The organism is Pseudoalteromonas sp. SCSIO 43201 (assembly GCF_023716725.1).
Taxonomy (GTDB): Bacteria; Pseudomonadota; Gammaproteobacteria; order Enterobacterales; family Alteromonadaceae; genus Pseudoalteromonas; species Pseudoalteromonas peptidolytica.
The window spans coordinates 606,071-622,966 of sequence record NZ_CP072684.1; the positions used below are offsets into that span (position 1 = coordinate 606,071).

The following is a 16,896-nucleotide window of genomic DNA, read 5'->3' on the forward strand; positions in this document are numbered from 1 at the left end:
AAGCTAAGTCTTTATAAGTAGAGCCAATTTTTTTAATTAAACACACTATATTGAGGCGAGAAAGCATGGTTAAAAGCTAAGCTAGTGTCACTTATTCTCGGCAATACGCCATAGTACTCCACTTGGATCCGTCACACAAAATTCAAGCATCCCCCACGGTTGTTCAACAAGTTCAGAGATCTGAGCACTAAACTTTTCTTCCAAATCTAATTGTAAAATGTGCTTGTACCAGCTTTGCGCATCCTCGACGAGCAAGTGCATCATGAAGTTTTGACTGTGAGTTGGCTCATAAAAGTCTTGGAGTAAAAATGAGCACATGCCTAATTTAAAATAAGCAACGCCCTCAAACTCAGAGGCCATTTCGAAGCCAATAGATTGGTAAAATCGCTTAGAAAGTGCAAATTTTTTAGCAGGCACGAACGATTTTATTTCAACTGTATTGAGGTTATACATTTTATTGTCCTTGTGAAAAATATATGGAGGAAAACCATTTTTGCACTGCTAACCTATGCGTTTTAAAACCAACGCATGATTACAAGGTAAATAGCTTTCAGCTCAGTTAAATAGTTTAAACTCCTGATAAGACAAACCTTTGGAGCTTTCTATTGTGCCATCCTCTGTGAATGTCACCAGAGCCCACGCTTCACATACATCTCTACAATTACCTCCGCTCCAAAAGGCAATAATAGCCTCTCGTTTGTCTGTACATTGCTTGATCGTCGCAGAATAATACCTGGTGGGGTCTATGCGTTCATATTCAGGCCACACATTAGATATTGAATGTGTTGTGACGCCAGCCTTCGAGATATAAACCAGTTCTTGCGTCAACAGATAAGGGTTGCCAAAGTGACCCGCTGACTCATCTAAGATGGATTGTTCAGGGATGTTACGATTTAACTCAAGAGAAACTATTTTTAATTGATAGTCCCCACATTCAGAAACCACTTCCTTTCTAACTGGACCGGGCTGCGCACCAGGAACTGATGGTGAAAACAATATAAAGCTCAACAATAGCCACAACATAATACAATCCTTTTTTATAAAAATACCAATTCGCTAGATGAGCTTGTTATACCAATTTTCTTAATTAAGTGGTCTATTTTGAGGCGAGAAAACCTTGTCGATAACTCCGCTACTGCGTCCTGCTATCGCCAAGGTACCTACATCTGTGTAGGCAAGGTAAAAATGGTGCTATTTAGTCGTTCTAAATAAGACGTTTTTTACACTGTTAGCGTCAGATTTACGCCTTCAAATTGAGCAAGTATTAAGACTAATTGGTATTAACCCTAATGTTACTCAACAACACTATCGCACTCGCGATAATATATCAGAGTTCGAACAACTCTCATAAAAGTAAAGCATTATGGTTTTGTTTGTACTTCAACCCTATCTCTGCCTAACTCTTTGGCACGATAGAGGCATTGGTCAGCAGCTTTAAAGGCGCTATCATCATCCAAATTTGCGATTGGTCGGCTAGCGCTCACACCGAATGATGCGGTGACAGAAATGCGCAGCTCACCTAATTCAAAAGGTTCAGAGCGCAATGCAGAAGCCATTTTTTCAACAGCATCTTGAATGTTTTCTCGGGCCTTTAACACCATCAAAAATTCTTCGCCTCCCCAGCGTATAAATAGCTCTTGAGGCTGAACAAAACGCTGTAAGCGAGCGGCTGCTATCGCCAATACAATGTCTCCTTTATCGTGTCCATAGGTATCATTGATACGCTTAAAATGATCCAGATCGATGATCACTAAGTGATACTCTGCTTTTTTGTCCAGCATACTGGGAGTGTGTATTTCTTGGTGATAAAGACGGCGATTTGACGCTCCCGTTAATGGGTCTCGATAGCTTAAGTCATGTAATCTGCGGTTATCTTTTCGCATCAATCTGGTGTTTACTCCAAGCCAAATTAGGATGATCACGGCAGCAAACAACCACAGAGCAAGGAGCCTTAAGCGTTGTTTATCTACGAGTAACTCAAGCTTAGAAAGTTGATGTTTGGCACTCAATAGATCTCTTTCTTGTGCGATCTGCTGAATTTCTAATGCGCTATTTAATGCAGATAACTGCCCTATAATCATTGCTTTTTCTTGTGTATGAGCAGCTTTTAACACGTTCAGTGCATTGCTGGACTCCCCCAGCCCTTCCAGTATTTGTGAGCGTGTAAATTGACTTCTAAGCAACCACCTTTGATGATTCAGCGTAGTAAATATTTGAGTCGCTTGGTTAATCAAAATGGCTGCTTCATCTAAGCTATTTTGCTGATAAAGCGCCTGTGCTTGAATAAGCGCACAGATCCCCTGCTGCTTGGCAAGTACTTCCTGTTTGGCGAGCTGTATACATAACTGAGCTTTTGCTATAGCAAGCCTAGTATCGCCTTCAAGTAACAGTAATCTCGCTTCATTTTTGAGTAATATTGCCTTGTAGAATTCACTTGTCTGTTTATTTTTGAAGGTCAGCGCTTGTTGGAATTTCTCTCTCGCGTCACTAAGTTGGCCAAGACGACCATACGCAAATGACTGATTTAACAGAATAACCAGCATATAATTGGGGTTACTATTTGGTGATAGCGCGTATAGTTCTTGTGCTTTGCCAAGATGTAATAACGCATTTTGCCATTGCTCTAAATGCACATAGAGCAAACCCAAGTTGTTATTAAAAAGTGCATTAAAGTCACTTTCTGGGTATGCCCCCACCAGCTTTATACCATGTAAAAAATACTGCTGTGCCTTAATCAAATCATTTGTCGCATTATATGCAACACCAGCCGTGTTATAAATCTCTAGCAATAAAAGCTCAGCTTGCGCGCTTTTTGCCAGATTAACACTGTGCTCAATGGCAAGTTGTGCTTGTGCCAACTCGCCGGCTCTGATCGCTCGCTTGGCATCCTCCTGCGCACTCCATGCTGCCAACCAATCTAGCTGGTTTGTAACTGCAAAAGTGTCAATCTCACGCTTTATCTGTGCAAATTTAGTATCGTCTCCCATCTTTTGTGCCGCCCGTCTTTGCGTCCACAACAGATAAACTTGCTCTATGTGTGATAAAGATTGACGACTTTCACGCCAAGCTGATAGTGCTTTAAGCGCCGTTGCAGGTTCAGTTTTTGCGCGCTCATAAATGCTCAACAGCGGGTGGTCAGGTGCAATACGTTTTAACTGTGCTTCAGGCGTCAGCCATTTTGCTGTGGCTGTGTTTGTTGCCTTGTCGGCTTGATGAAACCAAAATGTATCTAGCGTTGCAACGACGAGCAATAACAAAAGGGTAAGGAGCAGCGCTATAGATACTTTTTTGTACATATTGGATATTGATAATCAAAATTTATCTAAATTATACAATAATGTCACCGGCTTGCCATGACCTCTCTTCGCAGATAGGAGTCGAAAATGTGCCTGTACCTTTGCGTGTTGGCCCCCATTTCGCCAACACGCTCCTGTCATTTTACCTCGATTTACTTTGTGTAAAAGCTCACTTTTAGATACAAACGCTTTATACTAATTATTAACCAGCTAATACCTTAGCTTTTCGTTCAACTTGAGCTGGAATCAAACCCACAGACACGTATCAGTTGCTACGATGTGCAAAACTAAAACGTTGCTCAGGTACAACTTGACCACTTAAGTCGCGTGGCGTGGTATAAAATGCCACGTTAAGAATATCATTGTGGTTATCAAGCTCGATATGGGCAAACCCCCAGATAAAAGCTTTGTTCCAGACTAAGTCATATTCTGGGTAACGTAGTGCTTGGTAGTGAGCAAGCGGAGAATGGGTGCCACGCATTTTTGAGGCTGCACCACTAATGATAAGTGGTAATTTAGGCTTTTTATTATTCGGTAAAACCCTTGAGCAGTCATCTGTTAGTAGCTCCAAATCATGCTCGTGACCCGCGATATAGGCATCAGCATATTCGCATAATTCAGGTAAAATCAGGCGGCGAAGTACGTGTGCTTCGTCATATTTAGTGCCACCCACAGACCAAATCACGTGATGGCCATACACAATTTTCCATTTTGCTGTGGAGTGCTTTAATCCATTTGCAAGCCATGCCAGCTGTTTATGATCTTCACCATTGACGGGCTGCTCATGTCTTTCAATATCTTCAACCTTAGCTTGACCACTAGCAAGTGCACTGGCAAGTCCTTGCTCGCTACCATCAGGCTTTAGAGGAATTTCGTAATAATGCTGACCAGAGAGCAGCATATTAGTATCTAACACAAAAAACTCAACGTCATTGCCTTGTTCTCCTATGGTATAGCTGTAGTATCCTTTCCTGCCCATATGAAAGTTAGCGTGCTTTTCCATCCATTGTGTTTGTAATTTGACACCACGGCGAGAGGTTTTCCAATCATGATTCCCCAAAGCAGAATAAACGACCAAATTAGGATTTTGAAGCAACAAAGGGCTAAGTGGCGCTAAAATTAAATCATCCATACGCTGCTTATCATCCTTACCATCGTTTGCAGCAGCGCCGTCAGGGTAAATGTTATCACCGAGCTGAATCGCAAAATCACAAGGTTTGTTTTGACATAACTCAGCCATCGCTTTGCCAACCACTGCGGCACCTGATGCTTCAGTTGCTGTTTCTGTTCCTGGGTAAACATAAATCGGCGCATGATTAAACTCTGCAATTGGACGGTGCTCTGCAAGCCAATCCGCTTTTTCAGCCGCGATAAACTCGGCCTTCGTTTTTGGAGAATGAATATGTTTAGCCTTGGGATAATCAGGGTGGTACCCACCATCTCCAAAAGCCAAAAAATTAATATTATTTGCGGCCAGTGCCGTGCTATTTAGCGTCAATAGTAAAACAACAAGGGTTATTTTCATTATTATTGCACCGTGTTACCACGGTGCGCTCCTACCTATGGAAGTGGGCTGCGGTATTTAAGGGATAACTCAACAGCAGCATATTCTAAATTAACCAAAAATAATTAAAATGAGGTCACTGTCACCCCAATTTCAAATGAACGACCGTAAGTCTCATATTGATAGTTATACCGTGTATCCCCTTGGTAAATACTCATCGCTTCATCTGTGATGTTTATTGCATTAAAATATAGTTGCGTCTTGTCGGTGTAAAAATACTTCATACTCAAGTCGAGTTGCAGATGGTCGTCTTGATAAACATCTTGATTGTTTTCTTCAAATAAAAAACTTTTGCTTTTATAAGATGCACTTAGACGAGCACTAATGAGGTTACTTTCGTAGCCAACCATAAAATTAGCAATGGTATCAGATTGATTTGGCAAGTTATCGTCAGCATCAATTAATGTGCCGTTTGCCGAGATCATCAACCCATTTTGGAAGTTTTTCGTGTAGGCTAATTCTACCCCTGTTAAATCAGCTGCACCGCCGTTAATGCTTTGGATAACTTCTTTGTAGCCTTCCCATTTGCCATTATCTTGTACCTGCGCTTTGATAATGAAATTATCAATACTCTTATGAAAAACCCCAGCTGATAGCACCCCAATAGAACCTGGGTAATACTCCAAAGAAAAATCATAATTACTCGACTTGTATGGGTCTAGGTCTGGATTCCCCACCTCAGCTTTGCGTTCAATTTCAATCGCATCATCTTCTTGTGTAGTTTCGGTCTCTATAAGTTGGAATGCCGCGGCATCTTCAAAGCTGGGTCGTGCAATGGTTTGTGTATACGCAAATCGGGTGATCAGTTGTTCACTTAGCTCATACCTCAAAGTCAAGTTCGGAAGTAAATGATCATAGCTATCTTCCACTTGCCACTGATTTATTGCTACACGTTCTATGTCACTGACTTCATCATTTATCAACTCGACACGATTGCCTGTGGTTGCGTAGTCTGTATCCTCATACCTAAATCCTGCAATGACATTCAGCTTTTCAACATCAACCGTTAACATGGCATATAACGCTGTCACAGTCTCTTCACTGGTGTATGAACGCCCTTTGGTTTCAATATCTGTTTCAAGTTGATTTATCGTAAGCGCATCACGCTTGCTAAAGAAGTAATCTTTGATCTGGTTGCGACTTAGGCCAAGGCCAAATTTACCAAGATCATACTCTGGCTCCGCTGCGCTGAAATCTTGCGCTGTTAACGCCCCAAAACCATCATCGTATAAAGTTGCATCAACACGATTAAATTTTTCACGATCCGCATACTTACCACCAAACTTAAACTGGGCATTATGTCCAAGCAAAACAAAATCTTTGGTTAAATCCAGCCTAAAACTGATATTTTCATCTTCACTTAAGTTGTTCTCCCATACGATTTCATCTAATACAAATTGATTAAGCTGACCAGATGCTTCGTCTGCGGCTAAAGTAGGTGTCTTGCCATCAAGTACATAACCAAGTGTAAAGTCCTCTCCAGCAAATGCGGTGTCTAAACGATTTGGCTCACTTTCTTCAGACTTTGAGTAGCCTAAACTGTATTCAATAAACCAATCTTGTATTAGGTTTTCTCCACCTAATACCAAAGATAAAATACTTTGTTCTTCGTATCTGTCCTTGGTATCTCTGTCCATCTCTGCGCCTCGAAAGTACGCTGCACTTTGACTTAATTCGTCAGCTAACACATCACCTTTGTCAAATTTGTACTCATTACGCTGGCGAAACTCATCATCAGAAAACTGACTGTAAAGTGTACGCAAGTAATATTTATTAAACCCTTTGTGATGGACGTCTACGTTCAATGCCGCCCCTAAACGCTCCCGAGTAATACGATAATGACGTTGTTCCATTTCTTCGGCACCGAAAAAACTCACTTCTTCATCAGTATTGACATCGGCCATCTCAAGTGTCTTCCACCCGCCATCGGTTTCAATATTATGAGAGCCAAACTCACGCTCGAACCAAGAAACCGCTGTCGCAACGCCAACTTCAGTGTTGTTGTTCAGTGTATAAATATCAGTAAAGCTGAAGGAGGCTTTAGGGCTAGTTTCGCTAACTTGTTGGTTATGCGATGCTTGCAGCGTGACACTATAACTTTGTTGCTCGCGGTCAAATGCACTTAGACTTTTGACTTCAATGCTACCCCCAACCGCAGAAGCATCCATGTCAGGGGTCACAGTTTTACTTACCTCTAGACTTTGCACAAGCTCACTGGGGATCACATCCATTGCAACTGAGCGCACACCAGCTTCTGGTGAAGGTACATTAGCACCATTGATGGTCACATTATTCAAGTTTGGATCGATACCACGGATAGCGACAAAGCGCCCCTCACCTTGATCTCGCTGAATGGACAGCCCAGGTAAGCGCTGGAGTGCTTCTGCCGCGTTTTGATCTGGCAATTGGCCAATCGAATCAGCGCTGACAATAGACTTTAACGATAAAGCATTTTTCTGTCTATTTAATGCGCCAGCTTGACCTGCACGTTGCCCAATAACAATAATGTCATCCATTTGGTTCGACTGTGAGCCTAATTGCACTTGAACATTAGTCACTTGGTTTTCATCAATGGTGATGGTTTTTGTTACTGTCTTCGCGCCTAGATAGCTTATCTCAAGTGTATAAGTGCCAGCCGGTACATTGGTTGCTGTAAAGCGACCATCTCGCTCAGAAATAAGCGTTCTTTCTAGCTCTTTTATTAATACTTTCGCCCCTTCAAAGTGGCTTTTTTGTGATACGGAGCTAACTTGGCCAGTTAACGTGTTAGCGCTTGCTGCTGAGCTAAGCACAGATCCAGCACAGATCATTGCAACAGCTGAAAGTTTAAAGCTCGTCGGTAGATTTTTTTTCATTATTTGCTCGCACAGGTTGAGTTATACCAATTTGCTTAATTAAGTGAACTATTTTGAGGAAAAATTGAGCAAATATTCAAACAAATTGATATTGGGTTTTGATACCTCGATAAAACATCGTGGCTACCCTAGTGCGAAAAGGTGACGTTTTTATTTCACGTAGATGCTCAAACTCATGACTTTACTGAATAAATATGAATAAATTAGCCGTCTGAGCCAATTAGACCCCTTTACAAGCAGGGCACATGCTTACCAGTTGATTGGTTTAGTAAATAAAGAATATTCTTATTACTAACAAGTCCTTATACAAATTTTAAGTTAGCATCGCTGCGCCTTTTCTTACCGTTAGACCTCGCCGCTCGATGGTGCAAGCATTAAATGCTTGTAGCACAGTCATAACACTTACCGTGCGTAGAAATGGGTGATTTACTTAACCTAAATTCGGAGTTAATAGGTAAGTTAATCAAACTAATACCAAAGTTCAAAAGACGTAATACCACGCTAGTCAAAAGTTATGATGGTCTTAAATTTTAAAAATTGCAGTGCCTGTCATAAAAATACCGCCTTTACTGCGCTAAATTGACCCTATCGAGTCCAAGCACAAGTTTTTACCATGGCACGCCTTTTAGAACTGAACGATTAATATGAAACTGCAACCTTTTTTGTTACACCAATCAAAATGGAGCACACTTGTGGGATTGACGTTGCTTGCGATAACGGCCACTTACCACACCTCTGTGCCTAAACCCTTAGCAGATATTAATTTACTCGACTGTCTTGGTGAAGGTGGACTGGCATTAATAACCTTAATGTGGATAGTCGTTACTCTCCTTACTCGTCCAAAAGGTCTGGTAACTAACCTATTGTTTGCAGGATTAAGTGCTATGTATGTATCAATGCTATGGGATTTTTTAGACGAAATGGTGATTTTTACGCCGCCCTATTTAACTAGTTTTGAAGCTATTCCCGCCTGTATTGGTATGATCTTGATGAGTATTGCTGCTCACTATTGGTACAAAGAGCAAAGTATATTTAATCAAACATTGATGAAAAAGGAGCGGTTTTATCGCGATCACAGTATCACTGATTTTGTGACTGGACTTTACAGCATCGAGTACATGAAAAATCAGATAAGCCATGAATTGGCACGCTTAGAAAGCGAACATTGTACTTTTTGTTTAACCATGTTTGATATTTGCAATTTCGCCGCCTTTTCGCGTCAACATGGTCTACAAAAAAGCAATCAACTACTCAGAGATACTGCTGATATGCTTTCTTTAAGTATGCGTGAAAGCGACTTACTATGTCGATTTGCGGCAGATAAATTTGTCATCATTCATCCTCAAACCACACAAGCACAAGCCAATGCTTTTGCCGCCCGCGCAACCGCTTTTATTGCTCGCCACGCCAACTACCATGACGACAAAAATCAACCACAATTCAGCGCGGTAAGGTGGAGCAGTATTGAAATACATAACCAGCAGTGGGAATTTGAGTCGCTCATGACAAATCTTGTCGCTGCATTAAATCGCACTAAGGTCGCTGCTTGATGCAAACGCTTGAATGTCATATGAAGCAATTAGAAAGTTGTTATTTTGCACAGCCTCTCGTCGATTTAGCGCAGCAGTGTGGTGTCCATGCAGACATTACACTAAAAGGCAGCAAGCTATTTCGCTCAGATCTTTTTGCAAACACTACAACCATTTCTTTTGAGCAACTTGAGCGCATTATCATCAATATTTGTGCACAGCCAAGCTGTCGAGAGTTAAGCTTTATATACGGCCAATATCTACTCAACACACTTATCAGTCACTACGGCTCTTTACTGTTTAATTGTCGCAGTATACAACATCTCATCAATGTATTACTGCTCAGAGGGCTGACGATATTTCCGCTTTTCCATTTTAGAAAGTTGCACAAAGAAGATGGTTATCACTTAACTTTTTCACCGGCTATCGCCCAAACTAACGCCACAGTATTGCGTTTTCTATATGAAGTACTGGCTAGTATCCTCTGCGGATATGTTAAATGGCGCTGCCCTGAGGCACGCTTTACCATACAGTTTCCTTTCGATAAACCAAAAGAAATTGCGCAATATCTCAGTTATTTATCTCAAAGCTATAGCTTCCAGCACAGTGACTTTGTGGTTGCCATCAACAAGCCAACATTAATAAAGCAGCAGATCAATAACTTCCCATTTTTGGTCAACAAACAATTACAAATAACACCAAAAAACACACGCGGATTTCTTGCACAGTTACACCGGCTGCAATTGAAATACCCAAAGTATCACAGTGAGCAAATAGCATCATTAATGGGCATGAGTGCGGCAACGTTCAAGCGTAAACTCAAACTTCACAACACGACTTTCTTAACAGAAAAAGATAGGGTACACCGTCAACAAGCTATGTTTTATGTCGCTGAACAAGGCTACTCAAATGAACAAGTCGCCAGTGCACTACACTTTAGTGATATTACAAATTTTCGCCGCGCTTTCAAGCGCTGGACAGGGCTTACTCCTTCTTATTTTCGTAAAACCTAATAACATTTCCCCAACTTGAAATGTAAAGAATTATTTACCAAAAAATTACAAAAAACATTAACAGATAGAAAATTCGTAGATATCTTTGAAAAAACTTTCCCTGTAACCATACACTATATATTTTAACAATTTCTAGAAAATTATCGTAACCTTCTGTCTTTTATACTTATAAAGTTACTTGTCTAATTCTCGTAATGAACTAAGTAGCACTTTACTCAGTGTACCCACAACACTTTGTAAATTTTATTTGTATTATTTGTTTATTTTTTAATCTTGTGTTCTATTATAATGTAACTAGTACGAGTTGATGTACCCAGGTTCAGTTGACTTTGGTTACCCTGATATTCATTTGTTACTTTTTAATCAAATTGAGTTGAATGGTGAGTAGAGTGTCTACAGCAACTGCGCCAAATCGAACTTGTACTAGATAACACAACTAAATAAAACAACATGTAAGGAACAACAAAATGCGTAAATTAAGTGCAATTAGTTTTGCCATTTTAGCGGGCATGACCTCGGTTAATGCTCAAGCGGCTAAGCTCGTTAGCGTAAGTGCTGAAAAAGCAATAGAGAACCAATATATTGTGGTGTTTTCTACACCTTCAGTACTTGATGTAAATGACAGTAAAGCCGTTGCAGCTTTTGCTAAAAAGCAAGCTAACGAGTTGCAAAACAAGCATAATGTCAGCATAACAAGAGAGTTTGGCGGTATCCTTAATGGCGTTGTGATAAACGCATCAGCAAAACAACTCAAAGGGCTAATCCAAAACCCGAATATCGATTATATCGAGCAAGATCAGACTGTCACCGTAACCCCTTCAATTTCTGCAAACGGTGATCAAGCTAACCCAACTTGGGGCTTAGACCGAGTTGACCAACGCAACTTACCCCTCAATTCAAACTATCATTATGATTTTGATGGCACGGGCGTAACAGCGTATGTAATCGATACCGGTGTTCGTATTAGTCACAATGATTTTGGTAACCGTGCCACTCATGGTTATGATTTTGTAGACAATGATAACGACGCAACAGACTGCAACGGTCACGGTACTCATGTAGCGGGTACAATTGGTGGCGGAGAGTATGGTGTCGCTAAAAATGTAAATATTGTTGGCGTACGAGTGTTAGGGTGTAACGGCTCAGGCTCATATTCAGGCGTGATCGCAGGTATTGATTGGGTTAAGAACAACGCTTCAGGCCCTTCAGTTGCTAACATGAGCTTAGGTGGTGGTGCTTCTCAGGCAGTAGATGATGCCGTGAATAATGCTGTGGCAGCAGGTGTTAGCTTTGTTGTTGCTGCGGGTAACGACAATAGCAACGCTTGTAATTATTCTCCAGCACGCGCAGCTAATGCTATCACTGTTGGTTCAACAACAAGTAGCGACGCTCGCTCTAGTTTCTCAAACTATGGTAACTGTCTTGACATTTACGCACCTGGCTCAGGTATCAAGTCTGCTTGGTACAACTCTGACTCAGCAACAAACACCATCAGTGGTACGTCAATGGCTGCACCACATGTTGCAGGTGCAATTGCACTATACTTGGATGAAAACCCAAGTTTAAGCCCATCTCAAGTTGATTCACTGCTTAGCCAACGCGCTTCTAAAGGTAAAGTATCTAACCCTCAAAGTGGTTCGCCAAATGAGTTACTATACACACTTGCCGGAGGCACAGATCCAGACCCTGATCCAGATCCGGTTCCTAAGCTAGAAAATGGACAAGCAGTTACAGCTTCAGGTTCAACGAACCAAGAGTTGCTTTATACAATTGATGTACCTGCTAATGTAACGCTAAACGTGTCTATTTCAGGTGGTTCTGGTGATGCAGACCTTTATGTAAGAAAGGGCGCTGAGCCAACAACAGGTGTATTCGACTGTCGCCCTTACCGCTATGGTAACAATGAATCTTGTACTTCAAATTCAGGCCAGGGTGGCACTTATTACATTAAACTGCGCGGCTATACAAGCTTCTCAGGCGTATCACTAGTTGCAAGTTATTAAGGTAATACGTTATCAATAATTCTCATTTCGTTTGGGATTTATTGAGAAAACACGTACAGTGGTAGCCCTTATTGGGCTGCCACGTTTGTATTGATGAGTATAGTTTTAGATCTCCATTCCAAGTTGTTACAGCAACACTTTTACGATCATGTATCTCAGCATGAGCTGCACACTGAAGTTCCACTGATTTCAACAAGTATCTCCCAAGTTAAATTACGTGGCATTATCTACCATCGTAATGCTCAGGTTGCCTCGTCAATGCCAGAAGATTATGGCAGTCTCATTTTAATCCAAAAAGGGTCGGGATGGTGGCTTACTCAGCAATCCATAAGTGCCGCAGATAACATGCAGCTGATTTTTATTGAAGCAGAGCAAAAGCATATCTTTCACCTGCCAGCACATTATCATGCCATTAGCTTTAACTTTCCTATTAGCTGGTTGGTTAAACATACCGGCAAAAGGCTATCACATGGACAAGCAATCAAAATAACTCCAGCGCTCTCACAGCTATTTACTCAAGCACTATTCGTTAAGCAATTAACTAAAACCCAAGCCCAGTGGCTTGAAGCAAATATTCTTCAAAGCCTGAGCCATGCCCTACAATGTTGTCATCTACACTCACCGCTTACAGCGTTGAAGCAGCTGATAGTTAAACATGCGAGTAATGATGCGCTGTGTATCGATATGTTGTGTGAGTATTCAGGTTGGTCAAAACGGTATATTCATAAGCTTTTTACTCGCTCTGATCTCAGTGCCTCAGAATACTTAATTCGTACACGCTTAAATCACGCTTATTTTGAATTGGTAGAGCAAAATTCATCACTTAACCAAATCGCCATTAACTCGGGTTTTAAGAGCCAAGCGCACTTCAGCCGTCGCTTTAAACAGCTTTTTGCTCTTTCTCCTAAGCAAATTCCACAAAGAGTGCACTCTTAGGCAAAACCTTCCACCACAACATGGTATAATAAGAATCACTCTCATTTTTATAGCAATAAATCACTGGCACTGTGATAGTCGCAACTATCCTAGGTTCGTTATCAACATTGGCCAAACAGAATGATAAAAACCCGTGATGTAAGCAGATTGATATAGATATTCAGCGTATCTAACCTGAGTTTTAGGTAGCGCATCAGCTAAGGTGGTTTAGTTTTTAAAGGATAATAATGCGCAAAACATTATTTAAATGGCACAGCCTAATGGCACTGATCGCAATGTTGCCATTACTCATCATTTCACTCACTGGCAGCATGTTGGTATTCAAATTTGAGATAGATAGCATCCTTCTCAAAGATCAAGCCACCTTGAATTATGTAGGCCAAGATATTCAGCGCAAGCCAATGAAAGAGTTAGTCAATTTGGTTGCCGATGCGCACCCCAACTATGAAATTGGTAGTTGGGAGCTATTTGATGACGGCTACGAGGCCGATAGAGTTTATCTACTAAAACATGGTACTGATACTTGGTTTAAAACCTACCTCGATCCCTACCAAGGAGAAATGCTGAGTACGCCTGTGGGGATACACAGCGACTTTACCGACTTTATACTTCACCTTCATTACACCTTGTTGCTCAACGACAGCAACCGCTATTTTCCAAATATGGGCGTCGCTATCGGCTTATTTATTGCGATTCTGTTTACCTTTTTAGGAGCGTCTGGTTTAATTATTTACCGTCGTTTTTGGCGACGTTTTTTTAGCTTTAGACGACACACTCCAAGAGTAATCTTGTTTTCTGAGTTACATAAATTAATTGGAATATGGAGTGCACCGGTATTACTGTGCCTTGGGATAACAGGTGTCTATTTTAACGCCGTAGATTACTACCATGAGGCTTTTGAACATGATGAAGCTGATCATCATATTGTCAGTCAAGCAATGTTTAATCGCACACTCGACTTTGATGCAATGATGGCGCAGAGCCTTGATGCAATTGGCGGCTTTACCCCCACTTACTGGTTATTTCCGTTTGAACCACAACAAAAACATATCACTATTTTTGGCAGCGTTGCAGATACGAACCCTTTTATTAGTAACTACGCTTCTACTGTAAGCTTCGATGCCACTACAGGCGCACAAATTGCCGTGTATGACATTCGCACAGCAACCTCTCTAGAGAGGATAATTGATAGCTTTAGAAAACTACATTTTGGTCACTTTGCGGGGCTTCCCAGTAAAATTATTTGGTCTTTAATGGGGCTTGCGCCTATTTTACTTGGCTTTAGTGGTGTCTATTTATGGTGGCAACGAAAACGCAAAAAACATCAAAGTCGACGTTTGCGTAATGCCAATTTGCTTAATTAAGTGGTCTATTTTGAGGCGAGAAGATCTTGCCGATAACTCCGCTACCGCGTCCTGCTATCGCTTTGGTACCTACATCCATATAGGCAAGGCAAAAATTTTGCTATTTAGTTGTTCTAAATGAGAAATTTTTAACGCAGTTAGCGTCAGATTTACTCCTTCAAATTGAGCAAGCACTAAGTCAAATTGGTATAAATTCGCTTCTCAGTAAGCTAAGGCAGGGGCAAGGGCTGAGCCGCCACTTTGTTTTTGGACTCGCGTTACGCTATCCCAAATCTGGTCTGCACGCTTTGCTAAAGCTTAGGTACCTAGACCTTCTAGGCTAGACAAATTCACTTCCAATAGATGAGCTTTGGAAGTGAATTTGAGGCAGCTTCCGCTATGTATAATTAGCGCTCAGCGCTAGCTAAAACACACCCTGCACCAATAAATGTCATGCCAAACATTTTACCAATTACATGACCGGACACCCATTTTATCGCTCGCTTTTTAGCACTTTGAGCCAAAAATGAATACATACATAAACAACAAAAAGAAAGGCACATAAAAGTAGTGACCAGCAACGAAAACTGCGCTAAGAGTGGTGCTGAAGTATCGATAAATTGAGGGAATAACGCCGTTGTAAAGACAATAGCTTTTGGGTTAGTTAACGCCACCAGCACGCCATCTAGATATAGCCTCACTGCGCTTTTTTGTTTTTTTACACCACCTGGAAGAGATACCTGACCCAACCCTTTTCGCCATAAGTTGATCCCAATATAAATCAAATAGAGCGCGCCTAATATTTTCACAACCGTAAATGCCGCTGTTGAGTGGAGCAATAATCCACTCAAACCAATAACGGAGCAGCTCGACATCAACAACAACCCTGAAACGTTACCAAATACAGTTAGCAACGCCCGCTTAAAACCCACAGCTAAACTATTCGTCGCCACCAACAATGCAGCGGGACCTGGTGTCGCTGTGGCCAGCAGCGCAATTGTACAAAAAGCTAGCCAACTTTCAATTGTCATAAAACCACCTATTTCAGAGATGAGCTTACTCATTTAGACACGGTTTTAACCAGTGCCCAAAATATAGACACTTGCATAATAACCACATCACCGCTCATATTTAAAGCATTTTCAGTAATAAGAAATTAAATAACCTGAGGTTTGGATCAAAGCATGAGCTAGCTCAGTGTTTTTAAGACCATATTCAATTATCCCCTACTCTAGCCAGACTGCTTTGGAGATAACACCGCTTTCGCGTCCTGCTTTTGCTAAGGTACCTACACCTTGTAGGCAAGGCGAATTTACGTACCAATAACTGCCTATTGGAAGTGAATTCAACGCAGTTGGTGCTAAATCTGGCTGCTAGCAAGGCATTAATTATCTGAAGCTCTGATTAAATAATCAATAAATAAGCGTAACCGATATGGCATGTTGTCTCTATCTCGATATAACAAGTGAACCGTTCTCGGTTGCCCAGACCACTTTGGTAGCAAACGAACTAACTTGCCACTTTCTATCCACTCACTAGCCATAAAATAAGGGATAAAACCCACACCAAGCCCTTCAATCACAGCTCGAGAAACAACATGTAAATCATCTGCTTCTAGTCTAGCGGGAGGCAAAGGCGTATAGCTAAATTTTTCACCGGTGGTGGTCTCAACCAACTCCCAAACCCTGACAGGGTTACTTAAAATAACAGGCAGTTTCTGTAGTTCTTTAGGGTGGCTAATTGTATTTGCTTCAATTAAAGCTGGACTACTACACACTATTGACTTTACTTGCTTTAACGGCCTGCTTATCCAATCAAGCGGAACCTCGTCACAGGCTCTGAAAGCGAGGTCAATATGCTCTTTTTCAAGATCAATATTTTTATTAGACAGTGAAAGGTTAATAGATATTTTTGGGTATTCGCGCAAGAACGCATTAAAGATATGCGCTAACTTATATTGAGTAAAATTATTCGGTGCTGACACGTTAATCGTCCCACTCGCCTCTCCTTTTTCATCAAATAGCGCATCACCTGCACTTTGCAATGCTTCTAACAATCCGCCACAACGCTGAAAATATTGCACACCGCTTCCTGTTAATGTCACTCTATGCGCATCACGATTCAGTAATCGCAATTGTAATGATTGCTCTAAGTTTTTGATACGTCTGCTTAATGTAGAAATAGGCATACTCAATTCAAGCGCTGCTTTACTAAAGCTACCTTGCTTCGCAACGACCCAAAATAGTCGCATATCATCTAAAGAATAGTTAATTTTCATATTTGGAATCTAATATATCAAAAACGCTTATATCTTGTTGATATTGGAATATATAAACTTATCTTAATTTCATTCAATT

12 protein-coding genes are annotated in these 16,896 nt (G+C 41.1%); 5 read left to right on the forward strand and 7 right to left on the reverse strand.

Translation table 11 applies throughout. The features are described from left to right. Positions 1–87 precede the first annotated feature (87 nt). The 5 genes from J8Z24_RS19275 to J8Z24_RS19295 all read right to left on the reverse strand — a co-directional run bounded on the left by J8Z24_RS19275 (position 88) and on the right by J8Z24_RS19295 (position 7,715). The gene (locus J8Z24_RS19275) at positions 88–453 is read right to left on the reverse strand and encodes a VOC family protein (protein WP_147391132.1); all 366 of its coding nucleotides are present in this window, start codon (positions 451–453) and stop codon (positions 88–90) included. Positions 454–555: 102 nt separating this feature from the next. Further along, positions 556–1,023, reverse strand: coding sequence for a hypothetical protein (locus tag J8Z24_RS19280; RefSeq protein ID WP_176033553.1), 468 nt, complete (start codon positions 1,021–1,023; stop codon positions 556–558). A 338-nt stretch (positions 1,024–1,361) separates the two neighbouring features. Further along, positions 1,362–3,296, reverse strand: a complete 1,935-nt coding sequence (locus J8Z24_RS19285) for a tetratricopeptide repeat-containing diguanylate cyclase (RefSeq protein ID WP_252095665.1) — start codon at positions 3,294–3,296, stop codon at positions 1,362–1,364. Positions 3,297–3,561: 265 nt separating this feature from the next. Continuing rightward, positions 3,562–4,821 carry a metallophosphoesterase gene (locus J8Z24_RS19290; protein WP_147390742.1) on the reverse strand — a complete coding sequence of 420 codons (1,260 nt, stop codon included), beginning with the start codon at positions 4,819–4,821 and terminating at the stop codon, positions 3,562–3,564. A gap of 104 nt (positions 4,822–4,925) precedes the next feature. Beyond that, entirely contained in the window at positions 4,926–7,715 is a 2,790-nt protein-coding gene (locus J8Z24_RS19295) for a TonB-dependent receptor (RefSeq protein ID WP_252095666.1), read from the reverse strand. 692 nt (positions 7,716–8,407) lie between these two features. Here J8Z24_RS19295 and J8Z24_RS19300 point away from each other — a divergent pair. From J8Z24_RS19300 to J8Z24_RS19320, 5 genes are all read left to right on the forward strand, one after another. After that, entirely contained in the window at positions 8,408–9,265 is an 858-nt protein-coding gene (locus J8Z24_RS19300) for a GGDEF domain-containing protein (RefSeq protein WP_241651665.1), read from the forward strand. Then, a complete protein-coding gene (locus tag J8Z24_RS19305) occupies positions 9,265–10,257 on the forward strand; it encodes a helix-turn-helix domain-containing protein (protein WP_125251785.1) in 993 nt (330 codons plus the stop codon). The genes J8Z24_RS19300 and J8Z24_RS19305 overlap by 1 nt, the downstream gene beginning before the upstream one ends. Before the next feature lie 467 nt (positions 10,258–10,724). Next, positions 10,725–12,260, forward strand: a complete 1,536-nt coding sequence (locus tag J8Z24_RS19310) for a S8 family serine peptidase (protein ID WP_125251786.1) — start codon at positions 10,725–10,727, stop codon at positions 12,258–12,260. Positions 12,261–12,353: 93 nt separating this feature from the next. Continuing rightward, on the forward strand, positions 12,354–13,196 hold the full coding sequence (locus J8Z24_RS19315) for a helix-turn-helix transcriptional regulator (RefSeq protein ID WP_176033550.1): 843 nt from the start codon (positions 12,354–12,356) through the stop codon (positions 13,194–13,196). A gap of 227 nt (positions 13,197–13,423) precedes the next feature. Then, positions 13,424–14,560 carry a PepSY-associated TM helix domain-containing protein gene (locus J8Z24_RS19320; RefSeq protein WP_252095667.1) on the forward strand — a complete coding sequence of 379 codons (1,137 nt, stop codon included), beginning with the start codon at positions 13,424–13,426 and terminating at the stop codon, positions 14,558–14,560. 386 nt (positions 14,561–14,946) lie between these two features. Here J8Z24_RS19320 and J8Z24_RS19325 read toward each other — a convergent pair whose 3' ends face one another. Together J8Z24_RS19325 and J8Z24_RS19330 are read right to left on the reverse strand one after the other, a co-directional pair. Then, complete coding sequence (locus tag J8Z24_RS19325) at positions 14,947–15,570, reverse strand: LysE family translocator (protein ID WP_252095668.1); 624 nt, start codon at positions 15,568–15,570, stop codon at positions 14,947–14,949. A gap of 353 nt (positions 15,571–15,923) precedes the next feature. Beyond that, complete coding sequence (locus J8Z24_RS19330; RefSeq protein ID WP_252095669.1) at positions 15,924–16,817, reverse strand: LysR family transcriptional regulator; 894 nt, start codon at positions 16,815–16,817, stop codon at positions 15,924–15,926. Positions 16,818–16,896 lie beyond the last annotated feature (79 nt).